This window comes from Vibrio sp. D431a (genome assembly GCF_030248655.1).
In the GTDB taxonomy this organism is placed as follows: domain Bacteria; phylum Pseudomonadota; class Gammaproteobacteria; order Enterobacterales; family Vibrionaceae; genus Vibrio; species Vibrio alginolyticus.
Window position 1 is genome coordinate 332,055 of the sequence record NZ_JAHGAP010000009.1, and the last position, 23,188, is coordinate 355,242.

Annotated in this window: 18 protein-coding genes and 1 tRNA gene; 6 read left to right on the forward strand and 13 right to left on the reverse strand. The window is 44.2% G+C overall.

What is annotated here, in order from left to right; translation table 11 throughout:
• Window positions 1-46 precede the first annotated feature (46 nt).
• Complete coding sequence (trpS, locus tag KJB35_RS07765) at window positions 47-1,069, reverse strand: tryptophan--tRNA ligase (protein ID WP_213907806.1); 1,023 nt, start codon at window positions 1,067-1,069, stop codon at window positions 47-49.
• A 601-nt stretch (window positions 1,070-1,670) separates the two neighbouring features.
• Here trpS and KJB35_RS07770 point away from each other — a divergent pair.
• Window positions 1,671-2,627, forward strand: a complete 957-nt coding sequence (locus tag KJB35_RS07770) for an AEC family transporter (protein ID WP_213901063.1) — start codon at window positions 1,671-1,673, stop codon at window positions 2,625-2,627.
• A 44-nt stretch (window positions 2,628-2,671) separates the two neighbouring features.
• Here KJB35_RS07770 and KJB35_RS07775 read toward each other — a convergent pair whose 3' ends face one another.
• The 4 genes from KJB35_RS07775 to KJB35_RS07790 all read right to left on the reverse strand — a co-directional run bounded on the left by KJB35_RS07775 (window position 2,672) and on the right by KJB35_RS07790 (window position 9,721).
• Entirely contained in the window at window positions 2,672-3,127 is a 456-nt protein-coding gene (locus KJB35_RS07775; protein ID WP_017635039.1) for a MarR family winged helix-turn-helix transcriptional regulator, read from the reverse strand.
• 187 nt (window positions 3,128-3,314) lie between these two features.
• The gene (locus tag KJB35_RS07780; protein WP_285356231.1) at window positions 3,315-6,476 is read right to left on the reverse strand and encodes an efflux RND transporter permease subunit; all 3,162 of its coding nucleotides are present in this window, start codon (window positions 6,474-6,476) and stop codon (window positions 3,315-3,317) included.
• Window positions 6,477-6,478: 2 nt separating this feature from the next.
• Window positions 6,479-7,618: an efflux RND transporter periplasmic adaptor subunit gene (locus KJB35_RS07785; protein WP_042522092.1), complete on the reverse strand. Its 1,140-nt coding sequence runs from the start codon at window positions 7,616-7,618 to the stop codon at window positions 6,479-6,481.
• A gap of 465 nt (window positions 7,619-8,083) precedes the next feature.
• Window positions 8,084-9,721, reverse strand: a complete 1,638-nt coding sequence (locus tag KJB35_RS07790) for a methyl-accepting chemotaxis protein (RefSeq protein ID WP_213907802.1) — start codon at window positions 9,719-9,721, stop codon at window positions 8,084-8,086.
• Window positions 9,722-10,495: 774 nt separating this feature from the next.
• Between KJB35_RS07790 and KJB35_RS07795 the strand changes: the two genes are divergently transcribed.
• Window positions 10,496-11,485 (forward strand): Solitary outer membrane autotransporter beta-barrel domain, encoded by a 990-nt coding sequence (locus tag KJB35_RS07795; protein ID WP_005388404.1) that lies wholly within the window; start codon window positions 10,496-10,498, stop codon window positions 11,483-11,485.
• Window positions 11,486-11,490: 5 nt separating this feature from the next.
• Here the strand turns inward: KJB35_RS07795 and KJB35_RS07800 are convergent, their stop codons facing one another.
• Window positions 11,491-11,739 (reverse strand): hypothetical protein, encoded by a 249-nt coding sequence (locus KJB35_RS07800; RefSeq protein ID WP_005378271.1) that lies wholly within the window; start codon window positions 11,737-11,739, stop codon window positions 11,491-11,493.
• A gap of 816 nt (window positions 11,740-12,555) precedes the next feature.
• Between KJB35_RS07800 and KJB35_RS07805 the strand changes: the two genes are divergently transcribed.
• The 3 genes from KJB35_RS07805 (at window position 12,556) to KJB35_RS07815 (ending at window position 15,359) form a co-directional block, all read left to right on the forward strand.
• Window positions 12,556-13,887 (forward strand): cytochrome ubiquinol oxidase subunit I, encoded by a 1,332-nt coding sequence (locus KJB35_RS07805; RefSeq protein WP_005388402.1) that lies wholly within the window; start codon window positions 12,556-12,558, stop codon window positions 13,885-13,887.
• 2 nt (window positions 13,888-13,889) lie between these two features.
• Window positions 13,890-14,882, forward strand: a complete 993-nt coding sequence (locus tag KJB35_RS07810) for a cytochrome d ubiquinol oxidase subunit II (RefSeq protein WP_017820054.1) — start codon at window positions 13,890-13,892, stop codon at window positions 14,880-14,882.
• A gap of 348 nt (window positions 14,883-15,230) precedes the next feature.
• Window positions 15,231-15,359, forward strand: coding sequence for a hypothetical protein (locus tag KJB35_RS07815; RefSeq protein WP_258456824.1), 129 nt, complete (start codon window positions 15,231-15,233; stop codon window positions 15,357-15,359).
• 273 nt (window positions 15,360-15,632) lie between these two features.
• On the opposite strand, the gene KJB35_RS07820 is transcribed toward KJB35_RS07815, so the two are convergent.
• From KJB35_RS07820 to KJB35_RS07830, 3 genes are all read right to left on the reverse strand, one after another.
• Window positions 15,633-15,720 (reverse strand) — tRNA-Ser (locus KJB35_RS07820).
• A gap of 144 nt (window positions 15,721-15,864) precedes the next feature.
• Window positions 15,865-16,314, reverse strand: coding sequence for an L-alanine exporter AlaE (locus KJB35_RS07825; protein WP_054575116.1), 450 nt, complete (start codon window positions 16,312-16,314; stop codon window positions 15,865-15,867).
• Window positions 16,315-16,816: 502 nt separating this feature from the next.
• A complete protein-coding gene (locus KJB35_RS07830; protein ID WP_054575115.1) occupies window positions 16,817-19,237 on the reverse strand; it encodes a hybrid sensor histidine kinase/response regulator in 2,421 nt (806 codons plus the stop codon).
• 51 nt (window positions 19,238-19,288) lie between these two features.
• Between KJB35_RS07830 and KJB35_RS07835 the strand changes: the two genes are divergently transcribed.
• On the forward strand, window positions 19,289-19,900 hold the full coding sequence (locus tag KJB35_RS07835; protein ID WP_005378278.1) for a YecA family protein: 612 nt from the start codon (window positions 19,289-19,291) through the stop codon (window positions 19,898-19,900).
• Between the two features lie 73 nt (window positions 19,901-19,973).
• Here the strand turns inward: KJB35_RS07835 and KJB35_RS07840 are convergent, their stop codons facing one another.
• The 4 genes from KJB35_RS07840 to KJB35_RS07855 are packed head-to-tail and all read right to left on the reverse strand — an operon-like array spanning window position 19,974 to window position 23,186.
• The gene (locus tag KJB35_RS07840) at window positions 19,974-21,140 is read right to left on the reverse strand and encodes a glutathionylspermidine synthase family protein (RefSeq protein WP_054575114.1); all 1,167 of its coding nucleotides are present in this window, start codon (window positions 21,138-21,140) and stop codon (window positions 19,974-19,976) included.
• A gap of 8 nt (window positions 21,141-21,148) precedes the next feature.
• Complete coding sequence (locus KJB35_RS07845; RefSeq protein WP_053307470.1) at window positions 21,149-21,718, reverse strand: DUF1190 domain-containing protein; 570 nt, start codon at window positions 21,716-21,718, stop codon at window positions 21,149-21,151.
• Between the two features lie 8 nt (window positions 21,719-21,726).
• The gene (locus KJB35_RS07850; protein WP_005378281.1) at window positions 21,727-22,143 is read right to left on the reverse strand and encodes a DUF350 domain-containing protein; all 417 of its coding nucleotides are present in this window, start codon (window positions 22,141-22,143) and stop codon (window positions 21,727-21,729) included.
• Window positions 22,143-23,186, reverse strand: coding sequence for a potassium channel family protein (locus KJB35_RS07855; protein ID WP_017635053.1), 1,044 nt, complete (start codon window positions 23,184-23,186; stop codon window positions 22,143-22,145). Before KJB35_RS07855 ends, KJB35_RS07850 begins: the two co-directional genes overlap by 1 nt.
• Between the last annotated feature and the right edge of the window lie 2 nt (window positions 23,187-23,188).

Genomic DNA, 23,188 nt, shown 5'->3' on the forward strand with positions numbered 1-23,188 from the left:
TTGTTAACCAACCGTCGTGCCTTATGTTCAACTCTTTACTTTTAATTCAGAACAAATTCAAACCAAATACATCTTTCACATCAAATAGCACTTTTTCGGTTTTCTCGCGAGAACGCTCACTACCTTGTTTTAAAATATCAATCAGTTGCGCTTTATCATTCAAATACATAGCGCGCTTTTCTCGAATAGGGCGAAGCATCTCTTGTAAGCATTCTTCTAACACTTTCTTGGTCAAACCATCACCTAGCCCACCTCGTCGATAATGGTCTTTTAGCTGTTCGACATAATTTTTATCAGGATGAAAAGCATCGAGGTAGATGAATACAATATTCCCTTCGACTTGGCCAGGGTCGTCAATTTTCAGGTGATTAGGGTCGGTATACATAGATTTCACCGCCGCAGAAATCTCCTTTTCAGACGCCCCTAGGTTGATTGCATTCCCCATGCTTTTAGACATCTTATTTTTGCCATCAGTACTCGGCAAACGAGGTGCATCACTAAGTAATGGACGGCATTCCCTAAGAACCTCTTTTCCACCCAGGTGGTTTATTTTTCTTACGATTTCATTAGTTTGCTCCAACATCGGCAGCTGGTCATCACCCACTGGTACTAGCGTCGCATGAAACCCTGTAATATCAGCAGCTTGAGAAATTGGATACGTTAAAAAGCCTGCGGGAATAGAGCGTTCAAAGCCTTTACTTTGAATCTCATTTTTAACCGTGGGGTTTCGCTCTAATCGTGCGATAGAAACAAGATTACTGTAATACATTGTCAACTCGGCTAACGCTGGAATTTGAGACTGCAACGTGATCGTAGTTTGAGCGGGGTTGATACCAACAGCCAAATAATCTGCAACGACATTGAGAATATTAGAGGATACCTTTGATGGATTATGCGCGTTATCCGTCAACCCTTGCATGTCCGCGACCAAGATCGTTTGCTCGTGCTCCGTTTGCAATTTGACTCGTTGTTGCAATGAACCAATATAGTGCCCTAGGTGTAATGGACCTGTTGCTCGATCTCCGGTAAGTATAATTTCACGCTGAGATGTATTTTTATGGGTATTCATATTTGTCTCCAAGTATTTAATAGATCGCTACTGGAGATAAAAAGATCAAACACTCTTAGCTACCATCCAGCAGCTTAAGAATGTAAGTATTCCTCGCCGCTCTATTTAGAGCGCCACCAAGAGAAGGTTGTTAATGAAGGGCGAACGTGTATTTTCATGTTTTTTAAACTAACAGCACACACCGCAGAACTCAATCTGTTTTGTACTGAATTAGTGTGAGTGTTCCAACAGCCAATTAAGAGGATTACATTGGTAAAGACATCGCAATGACCAAAACCGCACCAAATACCGAACCAGAGACAAACGCACACAGTACAGTTTTGTTGTGTTTCCTTTTCATTGATGAACTCCTATCCATAACTACGATGACCACCCCTCACATCTAATACGCATGTGGATGCATCACGACAACGAGTTAACCAACATATCGCACGTAGGACCAGTACCGCTTTGTTAAATTGGGACCTCGTCCATAACTTGGAGTGTAAATGACTCCGGAACCTACAACAGAAGAAAATTTCATCACGTTACTGTCCTACCCTCCGGGTTTGTGGCTTAATAGGCAACAGGAACACTTTTTTCTTTTGCTGCGGATACTTACATGGAAGCTGTTTTACATCAGTTGCAATTCTCTTTGTCGATAACCGGACCTATCTGTTTGATGTTGGTACTTGGCGTTCTTTTTAAGCGCTTTGGTCTACTCAACGATAATTTTATCGAAGTAGGCTCTAAACTGGTGTTTCAAGTTACCTTGCCTGCAATGTTATTTGTCAGCATTGTGGCTTCAGAACACGACTTTTCCGCGGCAAGTGGATTCGTCAATTTCGGCGTCATCGCTAGTATTTCGTTTTTCATTTTCACCTACCTTTCCGTCAAACTTCTGTTCAAAGCATCGCCTGACCAAGGCGTTCTCATCCAAGGTGGGTTCCGAGCAAATACAGGTATTATTGGTATCGCTTACGTTGCCAATGCGTATGGTTCTCAAGGTGTGGCGCTAGCAGCGCTCTATGTCGCGGTCACCACATTTATTTATAACGTCCAAGCGGTAATTTGCTTATCGCCCAAGGGGGCAACGTCTGCCTCGCAAGCAGCAAAGATGATGGGCCGAACACTGACTAGGAATCCGCTCATAATCTCCATTGTTCTAGGAATGGCTTTTTATTTACTCGCTATTCCAGTACCGAATGTGGTTATTGACGCAGGAGACTACTTGTCCAAAATGACATTGCCTTTGGCGCTGTTGTGTACGGGTGGCTCACTTGACTTTAGCTTGATGAGAAAAGAGAAAGGTCCATCTTGGTTTGCGAGCAGTTACAAGCTCATCGTAGCGCCAGTCATCATCACCATGGGAGCTTACTTAGTAGGGTTTCGAGGAATTGAGCTAGGTATTCTTTTCTTTATGAACGCCTCTCCAGTCGCTGCTGCCAGCTATGTCATGGCGCGTTCCATGGGAGGCAATGCCACGTTAGCTGCAAATATCATCGCACTCACTACGGTGCTTTCTACCGTGACCTGTACGTTGGGCATCCTATTTCTTAAGTTCTACAGCTTAATGTAATTGGTCCGCGATAAAATAAAGACGCTAAACGGCATTGATGTCAGTTACTGGTCGTGATTCGCAAAAGTGAGCTTTCTTACCAGACGAAAAAATTCACTCGCTTCAGATTCCGACAAACAAGAAAAAAACTCTTTCTGTAAATTCGTCATGATTTGATGAACTTGCTTTAAAGCATTTGCTCCCTCTTTTGTCATGCTTAGCATTTTAAGGCGCTGATTCGATTTACTTTTAGAAACTTGAACAAACCCTCTCTTTTCCAGATTGTCCACCATCCGCTTTGCTACACTTCGCTCAGTTCGAACCGCATCAGCCAACGCTTGCTGGCTCATAGGTTGAAATTCTTCTAAAGCGGCCAGTGCACTTGCCATTTCTAGTGTCATCAAATTTTGCCGAGACAGCTCGGCTTGGGCACGATTGCGGTACATGCGCTGCATCACACCGCAGACAAACATAGGGCTTTGATCCAAAACGGAAATTGGGGAAATTTTCTGATCTTTCATCGTCGTTTTTCTTCTTTAGGCTTTCATTCGGCCGAAAAGGCTGTGCTGATACTGCACACAACACGCCGTCTTTCAGGCTCGCGTCATAGACGGTAACCACCAAGTGAAAACATAAAATAAAGAGCGCCGAAGCGCCCTTTAATCGTGTTTATTATCACTAGTATAACTCAGTTAAAACAACCAAGTCCTACTCGCTTTTCTGAGTGGGTTTAGTGCTGGTCTCAGACAACTCTGCCTCCGACTCTTTTCTCGCACGTCGATCAAACAATCGCTCAACCACTACAAAGAAGATTGGGACGAAGAATATACCCAATATCGTGGCACTGATCATGCCACCAAGTACGCCGGTACCTACTGCGTTTTGACCTGCCGATCCCACACCTGAACTGATAGCAAGTGGTACCACACCCAAACCAAAAGCAAGCGATGTCATGATAATTGGGCGCAGACGAACGCGAACAGCATGTAAGGTTGCTTCAATAAGCCCAGCGCCTTTCTCATAGTAGTCCTTTGCAAACTCAACAATCAGAATGGCGTTTTTGGTTGCCAAGCCGACCGTAGTTAATAAGCTCACCTGGAAGAACACATCGTTATCCATACTGCGCGTCATTACCGCAAGCACAGCACCAAGCACACCAAGAGGAACAACTAACACCACGGCGAAAGGTACTGACCAACTTTCATACAAAGCGGCAAGAACTAAGAATACGACGAGGATAGATAGCGCATATAGCATCGGCGCTTGGTTTCCGGAAAGGCGCTCTTCATACGAAATACCATTCCAGTTCACCGTGAAACCTTCTGGTAGCTTTTCTACCATTGCTTCAATTTCTTCCATGGCTTCACCAGTACTTACACCAGGAGCTGCACCGCCTTGAATATTCATTGCTGGCAAACCATCAAATCGCTGCAAAAGAGGAGAACCATATGTCCACTCGCCACTCGCAAAAGCAGAGAAAGGCACCATCTCTCCCTTAGCGTTGCGTACGTACCATGAATCGAAGTCTTTTGGCTGCATGCGGTATTCCGCATCACTTTGCACCATCACTTTCTTCACACGACCGCGGTCAATATAATCGTTAATGTAAGCCCCGCCCCATGCAGCTGACAGGATTTGGTTTACGTCATTGATACTGACATCCAAAGCACGAAGTTTGACGTGGTCAATGTTCACTTTGTACATTGGCGCATCTGCCTGACCGTTTGGACGAACACCGACAAGTTTCGGGTTTTGTGCTGCCATGCCCAGAAGTTGCCCTTGAGCCGCAACTAATGCATCGTGCCCTTTATTCAACGAGTCTTGGAGATAGAAATCGAAACCTGTCGAGTTACCTAGCTCTTGAATCGCTGGAGGGGCGAACGCAAACACCAAAGCTTCTTTAATGGTAGAGAAGTACCCCATCGCTCGGCCCGTAATGGAAGCCGCATCAGCGCCAGGCGCTTCACGCTCAGACCAATCTTTCAGGCCGATAAATGCCATCCCCATGTTTTGGCCTTGACCTGCGAAACTAAAGCCCGCAACAGAGAAGACGGATTTTACATTGTCTTTTTCGTCTACTAGGTAAAAGTCACGCATTTTCTCAAGTGTTTTTTCCGTCTGTTCTTGTGTTGAGTTAGGCGGCAAAATAGCCATTGAGAATACTGTGCCTTGGTCTTCATCTGGCAAAAATGACGTTGGAAGGTTCATAAATAACCAGCCAGCACCTGCACTCATTGCCAAAAATACAGCCAACATGCGACCTGTGCGTTTTAGAAGTTTGGCAACGCCGGTTTCATAGCCTGCTGTCATCGCATCAAACTTGCGGTTAAACCAGCCAAAGAAGCCTTTCTTCTCTAGAAGCTCAGCATCGCCTTTTTTCAGCAACGTAGCGCACAATGCCGGAGTCAGAATTATCGCAACCAAAACGGAAAGCGTCATAGCCGCCACAATAGTTATCGAGAACTGACGGTAAATAACCCCGGTAGAACCAGACATAAACGCCATAGGGACGAATACCGCTGAAAGCGTCAACCCCACACCAATCAGGGCACCAGTGATCTGCCCCATCGATTTTTTGGTCGCTTCTTTGGGCTCTAAACCATCTTCATGCATCACACGCTCGACGTTTTCCACCACAACGATGGCATCATCCACCAGCAAACCGATAGCCAGAACCATCGCGAACATGGTTAACGTGTTTACGCTAAATCCAGTCGCGTACAAAATAGCGAAGGTTCCGAGCAATACGACAGGCACTGCGATCGTTGGAATGATCGTCGCACGGAAGTTCTGCAAGAACAGGTACATGATTAAGAACACAAGAAGAATAGCTTCTAATAGCGTTTTAACCACTTCTTGAATCGAGGCTTTGACGAATGGTGTTGTTTCAAATGGGTAAGCAATCTGCAACCCTTCTGGGAACGTTGCACTCAGTTGTTCTAAGCGCTCTTTTACCGCATTGGCTGTCTCAAGCGCGTTTGCGCCAGTACCTAATGAAATACCTAACCCCGATGCTGGGAAGCCATTATATTGGCCTCGAATATCATAACTTTCTGCACCACGCTCAACGCGAGCTACATCTTTCAAATAAACATTCGAACCACTGGCGTCGGACTTAAGAATGATGTCTTGGAACTCTTCTACACTGCTCAAACGACTTGCAGAAGAAATCGTAGCATTCAACAACTGACCCTCCTGCGCAGGTGCCGCACCAAGTTGACCTGAAGAAACTTGCGCGTTCTGTTCACTGATTGCATTTGCTACGTCGATCGCGGTCAAGTTGAATTGCGTAAGCTTAAATGGATCCAGCCAAACTCGCATCGCATACTGCGCACCAAACGCCTGCACTTGTCCTACGCCAGTTACACGACTTATCGGGTCTTGAATATTCGTTACAACAAAGTCGCCGATATCGTTTTCTGTAAAGTCAGGATCTTCAGAATAAACTGCGACAACCATGAGAAATGCCGTATTGGATTTATTGACGACAATACCTTGGTTTTGTACCTCCATCGGCAATGAAGTCAATGCCAATTGCAGTTTGTTCTGCACCTGTACTTGCGCGATATCAGGATCAGCTTCGCTATCAAACGTCAGGGTAATTGTCGCATTACCAAATGCATCACTGCTCGATGATAGGTAGCGAAGGTAATCTAATCCTGTCATGTTTTGCTCGATAACCTGCGTTACCGAGTCTTCAACGGTTTTTGCTGATGCACCTGGATAGCGAGCACTGATGGTGATCGTCGTCGGTGAAATCGTTGGGTATTGCGAGACGGGTAAATTGAATAATGACATTACCCCCGCCAACATCGTTAGAATCGCGAGAACCCAAGCAAATACCGGACGATCGATAAAAAATCGTGCCATGATTACTCCTGTTCACCGTTTTGGATAGTTACCGAACTGCCTGGCCCTACCTTTTGTAAACCGGCGGTAATGACTTTATCACCCGCGTTCAAACCATCAATAATGCGCCATTGGCTATTGATCGCTTCGGCAGTCTTCACTGGTTTCGCTTCCACTTTGTTCTCGCCATTAACCGTCATCACTGTCGCTTTACCTGTCGCATCACGAGATACCGTATTTTGTGGTATTAGAATCGCATCAGGGTCGACACCAGTAATGACCGTCGCACGAACAAACATTCCAGGTAGCAACAAACCGTCAGGGTTTGGGAATTCGGCACGAAGCGTCACGCTGCCCGTACTTTCGTTCACATTGACCTCAGTAAATTTCATTGTGCCTTTGTGTTCGTAAGTGCTGCCATCTTCAAGCATCAATGTAACTTGCGCAGAGTCATCTTCTTGCATATGGCCTTGGGAGAGTGATGCTTTCAAACGCAGCAGTTGCGCGGATGATTGCACAATATCAACATTGATAGGGTCAAGCTGCTGAATGGTCGCTAATTTGGCAGCTTGGTTAGCCGTAACCAACGCACCCGCTGTCACACTCGATTTACCGATCACCCCGCTAATCGGAGCTTTGACTTGCGTATAATCTAAGTTGATTTTTGCTGTGTTGATCTTGGCTTTTGCGACTAGGACCTGCGCTTTCGCTTCTTTGTATGCCGCTTCTGCTTCATCCAAGTCTTGTTGGCTGATGGATTTTTTGGTGATCAAGGTTCTGTAACGCTTCACCGTGGCATAGGTCGACTCTGCCGCAGCTTGCGCACGGATTAATTCCGCTTCAGCGCTCAGCAAATCCGCCTGAAATGATGAATCATCAATTTGATATAGCGACTGTCCTTGTTCAACAAGGCCACCTTCAACAAAATTTCGCTCCGAAATAATGCCAGTGACTTGCGGACGAACTTCTGCTTCTTTGAATGCTCGGCTACGACCCGGCAACTCTACTGTCAATGCTTGGCGCGTTGGCTGCACTGTTAACACTTCTACTTCGGTTGCGGGCGCAGGCCCCCCACCTTGGCTCGATCCTTCTTCGCTAGGTTGACATCCAACCACAAAAAGGCTCGACGCAATCAGCAGAGATAGCGTGGTTTTACGTCTCATGAATTTTTCTCTCTTATCTACCGACAAGCCTTCAAGATTCCTTATTAAAAGCTTCTAGAATGACTTAATAATGACTAATGGATGTATATCCAGAACAAATTAATTAGGATGATAAATACCCAGTGTTGTACATACAACAAAATTTACAGTTCTATACGCTTACGAAAAACGTTTATGGTAAAGGTGTTATGAAGTTCTCAAATTTGAAGATTTTGGGTTGGAAATCACATTTTCCTGTGTGCAATTGCAATGGTTAAAAAGCAGCAAAAGTGATGATAAAAGCATCATCACGCTGTACAGAGTTTGTTACCGCTGTCTAGGGTTATTTGCCCACTCTGGTATACGAACTAAAGTGAGAAAGGAATGTAAATATAGTCGAAATTTCACAAGTCAGGTTCGCCACTTATCTAAAAAATAACCCGCTAAGAAGCGGGTTATTTCGTCAGTGAGATTGCTGTTCTCAGCTTATACTTTGAACTGACTGACCTGATGATCTAAACGTTGAGTTTGCTCTGACAACATGGCTAAAGAAGCTTGCGCTTGGTTTACGATTTCCACAATTGAAGTGCTACTGTCTGCAATGCCTTGTACGTTGCTATTTACTTCGTCACTTACTGTACTTTGCTGGCTCGCAGCCGTTGCAATGTGTGTATTCATCTCGTTCATACGTGAAATCGCGTTCAAGATTTCAGAAAGGGATTCACTCGCTCGGCCAGCGGACTTGATCGTTTCATCACTGCTATTTTGGCTACCGCGCATCACTTCTACAGCTTGTCCTGCACCAGATTGTAGCTTTTCAATCATGGTTTGGATTTCTCCCGTACTCTGTTGCGTACGACTGGCTAAAGAACGAACCTCGTCCGCTACCACAGCAAAGCCTCGCCCTTGCTCTCCAGCGCGAGCCGCTTCAATGGCTGCGTTAAGCGCTAATAAGTTTGTTTGCTCGGCAATACCACGAATTACATCCAGTACGGACGCAATGTTACTCACATCATGATCCAATGTGTTAATGACGTGGCTTGCGCTTTCGATTTCACTTGCGAGGCTGCGAATTGAGCTAACCGTTTGATCCAAAATAACATTGGTATTGGTAAGTTCATCATTCGCTGTTTGGCTCGCAACCGCGGCTTCGTTAGCGCTATCGCTTACATTTCTGCTGGTGACTTGCATTTCGTGCACTGCCGCCGCTACCGCCTCACTATCTTTTTGCTGAGAAACGGTCGAGTTCGCGATGGTCTTGGTCAACGAGCTAAGATTTGCCATTTCGTTACGTAGGGTATTTGAGCTTTCAATTACCTGAGCGACTGTCACTTGAATTTTGGACACAAACTGGTTAAATGCGTCTGCTAAATTGCCAATTTCGTCTTGTGTTTTTACATCGATTCGCTGACTTAGATCACCTTCACCGGACGCAATTTCTGTCATCGCATTTTTAATATCATTGATAGGCTTCACAACCGTTTGCAACAACAAAAACGCCATCGCAATAGCGGCCAGAATAACAATCACAATGCCCGCTTCAAGAATGAGTTCTGCTCTTGTTGCAGCCGCTGATATTTCGTCCTTCAATTGGCTTTGCTTTTCTTCTATTGCATCTTTTACAACGTTAAGCTGCGCTCTAACCTCGATAAATTGGTCTTCAAAGGTATGTTTGTGCTCATTGTAGTAACCACGCCATTGAGATTGAGGTAAACGTAGCATCGCCTCATAACTTGCTAACCATTTTTCACCCAAAGAGACAAGCGTTCGAACTTCATTACCATGTGTAGAAGGCGTCACACCGGCTTGCGATAGATCAATCATTTGTTCCATACGCGGCAGCGCTTTGTATGCGTTGTCTTTGTATTCACCGATGTGGTGATCAATATCGGTTTGAGTATCAGAAAGAGCAACACCTTGGATTGCAGATGTAGCTTGGTAAAGATCGCGGTAAGCATCCTCAATCGTTAATAAGTTCGGCACGATCTGTTCGTTGAGTGTCTCACTCAATTCAGATTGCTTCCAACTTGTCATAACGTTTAATACAGAGCTCACAATAAACAATCCAATAATCAATGACAGCGGAATCACTATCTTCTGCTTGATCGTTAAGTTCTGGAACATGAATAGACTCTCTTTATTTATGGTATACAAACTGCCGGAAATTATATCAAACAAATAGAGTATACTATTAGGTAAAAGAGGCTATTCAACATGAAATCTAATGACTTTTTGACAAGGGTTCTAATTTCAACAATTAGTTGATTTTATACAAAATTTAACAAAGAGATCTTTTCAAAAGATGCAAATTAAAATGCTCTTTCAAAACGAAAAATATGTAACAGAAAGTGAATTAAAAGGGACCACATTTTGAAGAATAGATCGACTCAATGATTTACTGAGAACACATACAAAACACAGTTCTTGGATTGAGCACCACCGCGGAATATGCAAAGGTCCGAACATTTCTTCTAAAGCTCAAAAAAACCATTGTTTATCTGACGTATTTAAGGGTACTCCTTGATGATGTTAGTCGTGATGTTGGCAGACAGGATGCTTACAAGTTTTCGAAGTTAACCAGTAGCACAGTGAACGATTCAGATTTTCTTGAGCGCCAAGGCAATAAAAAAGTTTGCTATTTTCCTCTCAAGAGACGCATTAAAGAAAATAATGCAACCTAGTCACAAAGTCTTGCTACATCTTCAGAAAAGAATGATGTTGCTAAACAAATCTGGTGCAGCATACACATTGAAGCTAAACTCGTTTAAGGAACTTTTTCATATCAATATGAGAAAACATAGATTTCTCAAAGTTACACCGACCATTCAACGATTAAACTAATGTTAGCGTACCGATACGTCCGAAAACTCCATGCATGAACCATTTAAAAGAGCCAAAATGTTCCAACCCAACTTCGCCTCAGTGGAGTGGCGAGTCGTTTCGCTCGCTCTCCTACTCTCTCTACCTCATACTGCTCATGCGGATCCACTAGATAAGGAAATTAGCAACCTTCTTCAACAACGTTTTTCTATCGCGGTGTTGCTGTCCGATACTGACGCAATTGCGTTTGGTATTGGCGACTTTGATCCAAATGCATTATTTGATACCGCCAACCCAGAGTTCGGGACTGACGAGTCAATCAATGAACGTCGAAGCAAATCCGTATATGTTCTCCCTTACACGACTAACTTTGACATTGAGGGCAGCGAGGATTTACATGAGCTGTCGTTTAAGGCGTTTACGATACAAACAGAGAATGATCTCAAACTATTCGGCACAAGTAAGGATCTTCTCAAGGAAAGGACATACGGCGCGTCGATTGGTTATGGGTATCTATACAAAGCAAGTGAAAACGTCACCCTTAGCACCAGAACGACGACTCACCTTATGCGTTATGAAAACTCATTCTCTACCGATAATAAACTTTCCTCCATCATTGGAAGAATCCTAGACGGCCGTGCCGTTAACGTTTCAGCATGGGCGGCAATAGTTCAACCATCCATTAAAGCCAAATACACGTCTCCCACAAGTTGGGGGAAATGGCATGCCAGTTCGACATTGAATTCATTCATTGGGCACAGCTGGGGAAGCGCAAATAACGGCAATATAGGCAACCCTAAAGGTTGGTACCTATCTAATGAAATCACCGGTTACTACAATATTTATCACGGTGAGCAAGCTTTATTTACCGGGATTAAAAGAGTCGACCTTTCGCATGATTTAAGCGATGAACTGGGAAGTCCGCATTACTACGAAGCTTCTATAGGATGGCTATTTTATGCACCAAAGCCCTTTGATTGGTTGGACAATTTCGGCATAGGCGTTAACTTCAACTACGGCTCGACTCTCAGAGGTGGCAGCATTCAACTTTACTACAACAAACAATAACGCTGTCAGTACAGGAACCAGTTGGTAGCATATATAACAAGAAGAACGAGAAGACACAAAAGGAATGGCAGAGTTAGCGTCTTCGCAAACTTTTTCATGAGACTTGGGTTATCAAACACCACACCTTCCGCTTCTCTTACCCTTCGCTCTTCGTCAAAATGCCATTTAATGGCTAAGTAGGCTCCTATCCCTAATACAATAAGCTTAAAAGCTCCAGCAAAGTAAGGAAAGAAATTAGCCCAACTGTCGTTCATTATCCATCTCCATCAAATTCAATATCAGCTTTGCGGTGGCAGAATCCAAGGTTCATGTAGAATGCCCCCCTCAAAGTCAGACTCTCTGGCTAGCGCCAGTCTACTGCTCGAGATAGCTGCCCACAACTCTCTTTACCATATAGGCATTTATTAATTATTTAATAAATAACAAGAAAGACACTAGCACACTTGCTGAAAAGTAAGTGTCAGTTTGGATTGAAACTCATCAGGAATCGAAAATGGTCCGCAGTCGACTTGTTGATCTAGTGAAAGCCGAATTACCTAGAGCCAAATCGTTCGCTAGTATAAAAATGTAGCCTATCGCACTTCTGGTCGAGTGCTAACGAACTTATGATGCACATGTCATTAGCAGTGCAATTTTAAGTTTATCAATTAGCTAAAGTTTCCCACCTTAACTGCCAGTAAGTTTGCTGTGTTTGAGATGATCTCGACATGACTAGTGTATAAATAGTATGGAGGTTCAAAGTGAAGGCAAGGCAATTTTCCTTACTAAAAATATTGTTTTTGTAATTTTATTTCAGGATTATCGAAACCATCATAAGGATAATTCGAACTAATCTTAATCCATGCTCCTTCAGTTACATTTGCTTTCTTTTACTCACTTCTCGCGACTATTAGTGGCATTTTGAGACAATTTCCTACACTCCTTTCTTTCCCTTAGTTGATATAAATCATGGTTAGAAGAAAACAGAATCACCTGTATTTCTCGATACATGAATCCAAACTGCCCGACTTTTCGTAACTAAATTACAGATAGACACGATTTTTAGTATGGCACGTTTTTGAGGAACCAAGATGTTAGATACCCTCATGCTGTCGCGGATCCAGTTCGCGGCCAATATCAGCTTTCACATTCTCTTCCCGACCATCACCATCGCGTTGGCATGGATGTTGGTGTTTTTCAAGTGGCGATATAACCGCACCCAAGCCCCCGTATGGCTCGATGTTTATTACTTCTGGGTCAAGATATTCGCTCTTACTTTCGCCTTAGGTGTAGTATCCGGCATTACGATGAGTTTCCAGTTTGGTACCAACTGGCCAGGCTTTATGGAACGAGTCGGTAACGTAGCAGGACCATTGCTCGGATACGAAGTGATGACCGCCTTCTTTATGGAAGCCACCTTCCTTGGCGTGATGCTTTTTGGACGAGGACGAGTGCCGGAATGGGTTCATACTCTCGCCACCGTTCTGGTTGCTGTTGGGACAAGTATGTCCGCGTTTTGGATTCTAGTGCTTAACAGCTGGATGCACACACCAAGTGGCTATGAAGTGATTGACGGAATTGTACATGTAACCAGTTGGAAGGAAGTTATTTTCAATCCTTCTTTACCTTACCGTCTTCTGCACACGCTATTAGCATCGGCGCTGACTGCCAGCTTCTTGATTGCGGGTATCTCAGCTTATCAAATAATGAAAAAGCCAGATCACCGCTCAGCCAAACTTGGCCTAAAAGTCGCGCTGTTCGCGGCGGCTGGATTCATCCCAATTCAAATCTTTGTCGGTGACCTTCACGGGTTAAACACGCTTGAACATCAACCTGCAAAAATCGCAGCGATGGAAGGCGTGTGGGAGACCGAGCAAGGCGCGCCTCTTCTTCTGTTTGCGATGCCAAATGAAGAAACTCGCAGCAATGATTTTGAAGTGGGCATCCCAAAGCTGGCGAGTTTGATTCTTACGCATGACTTAGATGGGGAAATCCAAGGACTTAACGAGTTTGCACCTGACCACCCGCCAGTGAAGCCCTTGTTCTTTGGTTTCCGCGTGATGGTTGGTGTTGGTGTCCTTATGTTGCTTGTTAGCTGGTATGGCGCGGTGAAGCTAGCACGTAAAAAAGCGCTACCTAAACCTTACCTGTACACGGTATTAGCCATGACGTTCTCTGGTTGGATAGCCACACTGGCGGGTTGGTATGTTACTGAGATTGGTCGACAACCTTGGTTGGTCAGCGGTGTATTGCGAACATCCGAAGCCGTCACCACGGTTGCGAGCAGTAGCGTGATGACTTCGCTCATTATGTACTTAGCCATTTATGCTGCATTGCTGGTTGCGTACATCCATACCCTATTCTATTTGGCGCGCAAAGACGTTGCAGCCCATGAAGTCCCACTGACACAACAAGAGGCCTAATCATGCTCGACTATCTACCAGAAATTTATCTTCTGCTGCTTGGCTTCTCGGTCTTTATGTATGCCGTGCTCGACGGCTACGATCTTGGCGTCGGTATCCTTTTACCGAGTGATAATGAAGCGCAACGTGACCGAATGATAGCGTCTATCGGCCCTTTCTGGGATGCGAATGAAACGTGGTTGGTGTTAGCCGTCGGTATTCTGCTGATTGCCTTTCCTACTGCTCATAGCTTGATTTTGACGGAACTTTATATGCCGACCGCGATTATGCTTATCGCACTGATCATGCGTGGCGTGGCGTTCGACTTCCGAGCCAAAGCGAACTCGGATCATAAACCTCACTGGGATTGGTGCTTCAGAATTGGCTCGTTAGTCACCGCGCTAACCCAAGGCTACATGGTGGGTCGTTACATCATGGGATTTGAACAATCAACCGAAGCATTTGGCTTTGCTTGGTTAAGCGCACTTTGTGTAGCGGCGGCGTACGTTTACATCGGTGGCGCATGGTTAGTACTAAAAACGGAAGGTGATTTGCAAATACGCTCGGCCCGTTGGTCTCGCCGTGCTGGTTGGTTAGCAGCCTTAGGAATCTTGGTGGTTAGCGTTGTAAACCCAATTGTAAATCAACAAGTTGCCTTGCGTTGGTTCAGCTTCCCAGAAATCTTGTTGCTTGCCCCAGTTCCGTTAATTGTATTGGCAACCATCTTCCTAGTTGATCGCTATTTGCGTCAGGTTCCAATGGTGAATGATCTGGGTGTGCGCTGGCCTTTCTTTGGTGTCACTGTCATTTTCGCGTTGAGCTTTCTCGGGCTTGCGTATAGCTTCTTCCCAGAAGTTGTGCCGGGATTAATGACCGCACAACAAGCTGCCTCCTCGCCTGCGACGTTAATAATCGTGGGCTACGGTGTGATGATTGTTATGCCGGTGATATTGCTTTACACCTTTGTGGTATACCGGATCTTCAAAGGCAAAGCGACAGAACTTAGCTACAAGTAGGAAAGGGAATTCCTCAACAAAGCGCCGCTGCTCATGCGGCGTTTTTTTGCAGTACTCAACGACTAAAGTATCTACCCAAGGCGACTGAGTGGAAACGCTTGAGAATGTAACGGCAGCCAGTAGTTTGTTCCTAACTAGAACGAAATAACCATTTCTCAACGATGGCGATACAGGCACAAAAACAGAAAGAATATTGGATATTACAAAAGGTAGACCACCACTTTAAAACGTTTTGAGTATTTTTTGCGCTCAATGAGGTGCAAGTATACTTATGCTTTTTATGACTTGTGAACACTCAATTGCATGTTATGTTGCTGTTGAAATAGTACATGAAATAAGGACAAGAACATGAAGATAAGATGCAAAACGACGCATAGCATTGAAAAATTTAACCCAGATGACCTCAATCCAAACACAGATCTCTTTGGTATGATTGCTGTTGTATTCGTGTTCATGGCTGTTTTGCTTAGCACCTAGTAGCACTACGTTCATTCTTGTGGCCGTATTCATACCTCATGTGATATGGGTGCTAAATTCTAGATTAAAGTGGATAGGCTAACCCGCACCAATCAGATTATGGCTGCCTCTGTATAGCTTCTTCAATTTTGGCGTTGTATAGAGGTGAGATATGAACAGTTGGCTTGTAGATAGAGTTGCGTTTGCACTCTGAGTACTCTTATGTACTTTCAATGACGCATTACTTTAGTGCAGATACTAAAAAAGGCCTGATAAATCAGACCTTTTAGAATGTGGCGGTGAGTGAGAGATTCGAACTCTCGATACGTTGCCGTATACACACTTTCCAGGCGTGCTCCTTCAGCCACTCGGACAACTCACCGAATCAAATTTTGGTTAGCATCATTGGCTAACGAGGCGCTAATTTAATGATTATGTGCCTGATGGTCAAGGCTAAACATAAAAAAAAGCGCCCTTTTCGAATCGATTGCTCACTAAGTAACTAAATTGAGCAAAACTGGGGCATTTAGATGCTTTGAGAATAACCGGGAACACGGAACCAACGGCGGCACATGTCCAAGAAGTACCCATACAACACACCCATGCCACAAGAAATAACAGCGTTACTTGCCACTGCGGTCACAATTTGATCTGTAGACGCGCCAACTGCGAATAAGATACCCGCATAAACTGGAGATTGAAATAGTACATAAGCGACCAGATCAGAGATGTTTTTCATAAAGGAAGACGGTGACACCTTACTACCTTGATGCAGCACCCAATCACGAAAAACCCCATACGGCCAAGCAATGGCGATATTCACTGGAATCGATAGCGTACGCGATGCTAGAGATTGCTCAAATGTCATCCCTGAAATCAAAATCTCGACAATCATCCCTGTGATAAAGCAAAAAACAACCATAGCAAAGGTATCCGCTGCGGCGTGACGAATACAAAATGGTCCACGAGACTTCATTTACAAAATCCTTAAAATCAAACACTGCAATTAATAAAAATAATAAAACTATTAACCACTAAAAAGACACCAAGCCAGTTAATGATGCAATTAGAACACACAAAAACTAGCTTATGGCTCTGTATTTAAAATTAAGTTGTAAATTTATAACCAACTTTTAAAGTAAAAGTAGTTTTTTTCACCAATGACGAGTAAAAACGCCTAAAATTACGTAAAAATGGTACAAAAACACGGATTTCACTTACATAAAAAGGGGTTACGATAATTATTTTGACGTAAAGTTAGAACAAAACTCGGACTGTAAACAGTCACTCCTATAGCTTATGCTACCAAGCTGCGAAAATTCAGAGTATTACCGATATAATCACAGTAGAAGGTCTTGCTGCTTTACTCGTAAAAGTAAAACTGCAAGCCTGTTCATTGCAGGTTAGAAGAGTTTGTCACGAAGCTGGATGACGTATGAATAGTAAGAACAATTCACAGTTGCGCCATATTGATTCAGTTATGGTGAGGCCAGCAAAATCGTTAATGTATCGATATCATCTTGGTCTGGGGATTGCTGACGCTTTAAGTTACTTCTTATCCGTTCAGCGACTGAAGAAACGTCGTCACTGAGTTCAAGGGGAGCCTCCGCAATGATCGCTGAAATAGCCTCAAGTGCTTCATTAAGATGTCCATTATCTAGAGCGACATAGAAGTTGAGTAACCACTTTTCAGCATTAAAGCTATCTGCTGCATTTCCATCAAAGCCCGATTGGTACTGATATAACTGTGTCGCATGAAGATACAGTGCATCATTTAATTCAGACTCCACTATTGGTTTCGCTATTATGTGGTCTGCTCCTACATTAATCATACGTTCTTGTGTTTCTTTGAACACATCCGCTGTACAGCCAAAAATCAGTACCGACTTAGCAGGTGAACTCATTGCTCGAATGGCTGATATGGCCCCAACGCCATCTAGAACAGGCATATGATTATCCATCAGTATCAAATCAAATGGTTTGCTCGCAACCTCATCGACTGCAAGCTGACCATTTTCGACACTTGTGCACTCAAAGCCCTTGGCTCGGAGGAAAGTTTCCATAATGATCGCATTTGTTCGGTTGTCTTCAACAATGAGTGCTTTCAACCCTTTACAGTTCAATTTATGTGTATTGATTGACTCTACTTTACCTGGCTTGCAAGGTGTAAGGGCAATTTCGACAGTAAAAGTCGTTCCAGCGTCCTCCTGACTCTCTACAACCACTTGCCCACCCATATGTTCCGCGATTTCTTTGACTATTGCTAAACCAAGCCCTGTACCACCAAACCGCCTAGTCGTTGATGACTCCGCTTGCTCAAAAGGACGAAAAATGCGTTTTTGTGCCTCTTTTGAAATACCAATTCCTGTATCTTTTACCTTTAGTATCAGCTTGGTGCCTGCCTTACTCGATTTCTCGGCTAGCTCTACCTCTACGATGCCACGATCGGTGAACTTAACAGCGTTATTGAGTAGATTGAACAGTACTTGACGCAAACGGGCTTTGTCATTGTTGTACCAACGACCCGTTGGTAAATGCGAGACTACTCTAAAGCGAAGACCTTTTTCTGCACATAGAGTTTGATAAACACTCTTGATACTGCCGATAATCGACTCAATTGGGAAAGGCTTATTTTCAAACTCAACATGCCCTTGTTCAATTTTTGAGTAATCTAAAATCTCATTGAGTAATGTCATCATGTGATCACCTGAATCATAAAGTGTTCTCAGGTGCTTACGCTGCTCATCGGTAAGTGGTGTTTTTAACAGTATCTGGGCAGTTCCTAGTACACCGTTCATTGGTGTGCGAATCTCGTGGGACAATGTGGCTAAGAATGCCGTTTTAGCGTTTGTCGAAGCCTGAGCTTTTATTCTCTCCTGCTCTAAATAGATCGTCTTTTCATTGAACTTCTCGATAAGCTGTCCGATTTCGTCATCGCTATCGTAGTCAATATCTATGATCCCACCAGTTTTCGAGTCATCAATCTTAGCGGCAATGCGAACAATTGGTTCAACAATATAGCGATTCAGTAAGTAGTAACCGACCAAGACACACAAGAGCAAAAATGGAATGATCCTCCCCTCAACGCTCATCACTTGTTCAAACACTTGATCAGCGACTTTAGCTTTTGCGTTGACAACTTCCATGCGCCAATCGAACTCTCCGAAATCAAGCTCGCTGACATAAATTTCGTCCGTCAGTTGAAAGTTGTGCTCAATAATCACGTTTGAGTCAGCATCTCGAACCACTACCCCCAAAGAATGCTGGTTCGTGTGCTCTCGAATAAACTGAAAAAGTGCATCAAGTGATAGGTCTACCGTTACAACTCCAGCGAATCGACCATTTTGGTAATATGGAGAAGATGCGGTAATCATCTGGACCTGAGTAAAGGTGTCGATGTAAACCGTAGACCAACTAACAGAACCTACCGGAGCATCGGCGGCAGCGACATACCAGGGTTCATTATCATAACCGCCAGATTCGGGGTTATTGTAGGAGTGAATTTGGTCAATACCACTATCACTGTTTTTATTGAAGAATAGACTTTTATATCTCCATTGTTCTGCTTTGAGTTCGGGTTTAGGCCATACGCCACCACTAACAAGCATCTTGTCACTCAATTGAAGAATATGTGGAATTATTGTGTTGAGAGATTGAATATTTTCAGTCCCTTGGGCTAGCCCTACTAAGCTGCTCAATACACCTGTAGAACTGAGGAGGGGCTCTTTGATCTCAAGAGCCAGGAGTTGGGTACGTAACTCTAGGTTTTGCTCTAGCTTTTGTCTAACCGGTGGCTCAACAACCAAATAGGCGACAGAACCGATAGTGGCGATAAAGAAGCACAGGTAAAGTGTTAGGGCGAGAATGCTTTTTTTTCTAAGTGATGAGCGAATTTCCATAGATGTGTGAATCATTCCCTAATATCGATTTATCACTAATTGATTGGTAAGATGAGCGCAATCAACCAGCCCATTAACAAATGGTATTCTATTTTGAAACTACAAGACATCCTTTCTCTCCCAGAACTTGACGGTAAACTACTAAACCTGGCAAAAACTCAAGGCTTTGTAACAGCGATGGCTGCAGCGCCAAACGTATTAATGCCTCAAGAGTGGTTGCCATTCTTATGGGGTGGAGAAGAAACAGCGCCATTTACTGACGGTGAACAACTAGAGCAGTACATTGACGAGATTGTACAAATGTGGAACCAAACTCGTCCCGCTCTCCTAGAAGGCACTTGGCAGTGGCCTGCAGGGTGCGCGCTAGATGAGCAAGACATCGTAACAAGTCAGGCTCGCGATTTCTGTGAAGGTGTATTACAAGGCTGGCAACTTGCGCGTGATGACTGGGAAACGTTGATGCCTGAGGATAGCGAAGATAATGCCCTACTCGGTGGTGTTTTACTTTCTCTTACTATGCTTTACGACCCAGAAACGACCATTGAAACATTGGCCGAACAAGGTATGGAAGGCTTAGAGCAGTTTGAGGAAATCTTCAATGCAATGCCAGTGATGTTATGTGGTCTTACCCAGCGCGGTGTTGCATTAGCTGAAGAACAATAGACGCAACGCTGTCGACCATCAAGATTGAACGGCTGAATAGACAAAAAGCTCTCCAAATGGAGAGCTTTTTTGATCATGTTAAAATTACATGTGGAATATACCGCGCCATATCTTGAGTCACTAAGCTACTGTCTTCCCTAATCGAAATACCGGCAGCTCTATCATTGACCAACCAACTGCCAATTAACGTATGGTTTTGCCCAAACTTAGGTAGTGGATGGTATTGCTGGACGATATTAAATTTAGATTCATAAGGCCCTGACGTTTTAACAAAACGTTTTCCATCGATGACGATCTCGATGTTCGCGCCCTCTCGAGAAAATAGTGGCTTGATGACATAATCTCTCATAGTGTTCGCTTTTGAATTGTTAGCAAAATAAGCGGGCAAAAGGTTCGGGTGGTTAGGAAAGCGCTCCCACAATAACGGTAAAAGTGCTTTATTGGATAGAATCGACTTCCACATCGGTTCTAACCAGTTTACGTTCGCAGTCGCTAAGTACTTCGCATATTCCTCTTCAAACATAAACTCCCAAGGGTAAAGCTTAAACATCCAACGAATCGCTCTGTCGTCAGCATCCACAAACAGACCATCTTCCGTCACTCCAATATCTTCGACATGCACGAATGCCGTTGCTAACCCTGCCTCTCGCGCGCAATCCTCTAAATACTGGACAGTCCCTTTATCTTCTTCAGTGTACTTGCAGCAGCTAAAGTGAAGTGTTTGTCCTGGCTGGTATTTTGCTATTTCAGCAAAGCGCTCGATCAAAAAGTCTTGAAGAATATTGAATTGATCCGCGCTCTGGTGAACTCGACCTTTATTTACAACATCTTCTAGCCACACCCACTGCCAAAAGCCAGTTTCAAACAAGCTGGTTGGCGTATCCGCATTGTTTTCCAGTAATTTTGCTGGCGAGGTCCCGTTGTACGCGAAATCCAGCCGCGAATAAAGCGAAGGTTCGCTTCGTCTCCATGAAGAAGCGACCTGCTCCCACATAGATTCAGGGATCGCACATTGCGTCAGCAACCGCTCACTCCGAACGACTTCATCCACAATAGCCAGGCACATCTGATGCAGCTCTTCAGTGGGCGCTTCTATATCGCGCTCAATTTGCTCCAGCGTGAATTGATAGTAAGCACTCTCATCCCAATACGGTTGGTCATACATGGTATGGAAACCAAAACCAAACTGGCGTGCTAATTCACGCCAGTTTTCGCGCTCTTGTATTTCTCGTCGAAACATAGTGCTTTTTAACCGCCTCGACTGACCGACACCGCTTTACCAAACCCGCCTCGAGACATCGCCCTGCCAATGGTGCCGCCGCCACGTTTATTAAGGCTATTCGTCGCAACTTTGGTCGGCTGATTTCGGTAGGAGCCAAAGAATTGTCCTGCTCCATTATAGAATTTGGATTTATAACGGTACATCGGCTCTGAGTAATAGCTCTTGTTATAACCTTTCAACCCGCTTAATGAGCGACTGTAAAAAAAACCGCCAAAGTTAGGTACATAAGCTCGGGAACTGGAACTGTAGTAACAATCATCCTCGTAGAAATCATTCTCGCATTCGAACTCGCTGCGGTAGCGAGGGGCATTTTGTTCGGCACGAGCTAAAGCTTCTTGGTATGCAATGTCACACTGTTCACTAAACTCAGGCGAGTTAGATTTACACTCATCAGCATCAGAAAAAATGTACCCTTCTGTTTTTGACTCGTACGCAGCAAAGAAGAAAATACCACCAAAGGCAGCAAAGGGAAGAATTTTCCCAAGCTTTAAGCTTTTGTCCATGGAAGAACGTTTAACGTTAGAACTCCGCTTCATCGTTCCTCCTAGTAGGTCATGCACGCGGCATTCAATACGCCAACCGAAACAGAAACTGCTGCTAATACAATACCGGCTGGCAGTTCATCTTTTTCGATACGCTCTGCCACTTTCGGAAGTAAAATAAAGCGTACAATTGCAAATGCAATAATTTGAGCAAGCATTGCAACAACGCCCCATACCATAAAATCGACGATATTGACTGAGTTTTTTGCCGCCCCCGAAATCGCGAGACAGTAACCAAGGAAGGCCCCACTTAGCGCAATCGCTGCTGCTGTATTTTGTTTTTCTTTGATCAGATGCCACTCATCGTATGGCGTCAACTTGACGTAGATGAACTTAAACGCCAATACAAAAATAATAGAAACAGAGAAATAGAGTAAAAAGTTTGGGAAGCCTGCTAACAGGCCAGCAATCATGTGCATTATTGTTCCTTGTTCATTTCTTTCCAGGCAAAATCTTCAATACGTTCATCTGCAATGTAAAACAGCTTGGTACTCGCGGGTACTTCAGCATCTAAATCTGGGTTGAGTTGAATACCATCGCCAATATCAAAAGCAATCAGCGTGGCATGATGGCGTCTTTTGAGAAAAACGAAGAGATTCTCAATAGTGGTGGCAGACTGCCCCTCAGGATAAATAACTGAGTATTGCGTCATACCTCGTGTTGAAGCCAAAAGCTCCTGATGAAGCGCACTTGAGCCCGGGTCAACCGCCGCTTTTGCCAACATTTCTGCGCCAACAGCAGGTATGCATTCCGCTTTCGGGCAATGCTGACTTAGAAGTCGGCCTAGCGCTTCATCTTTAAAGTAAGCGACCAAATGAGCGGAAGGGTTTACAGATGCGCAGTATAGAGCGGCTGACAAGGTAATGTCGTCCGAGAGATTATCCACAATAATGCAAGCGGCTTCGGCAATATTGGCGTTTTTCATTTCTTGCGAATCGGTATAACTGGTCACTTTGATAAAACTGATTTCGCCAGGTAACGGGTTCTCTATTTCTGAACGGCTGCATAAAACAATCGGACGCTTTCCCTCTTCTTCATGTTGTAACATGCGAATAAGGTGCATCGTTCTCGATCCATTCCAGCCCAACAATACAATATGGTTTTCCACTCTTACTCTCCGTTTTCCTAAAATACCCGCTCGCCAATAGTCCATCGCTGCTCCAGCGACACGCCCCAATAATGCGGCGAATAAGCTCAAACCGCCGGGGATTACAAATAGTACGACAACCCATTTACCCAAATCTGTTACTGGAGAATGGTCGCCATAACCCACCGTACTCGCCGTAACCATGAGGTAATAGATAAAGTTAGCGAAACTGTCTGTTAATGCTGTTTCACCAGCGAGAACCAGCAGCCACCATGAAAGGCTCACATATAAGCCACTAAAGATGAGAAGGCTTCGGTTGCTCAATTTAAAAAGGTGGGAACTAAGCCACTTTTTAACTACTAACCACACCGCCATAA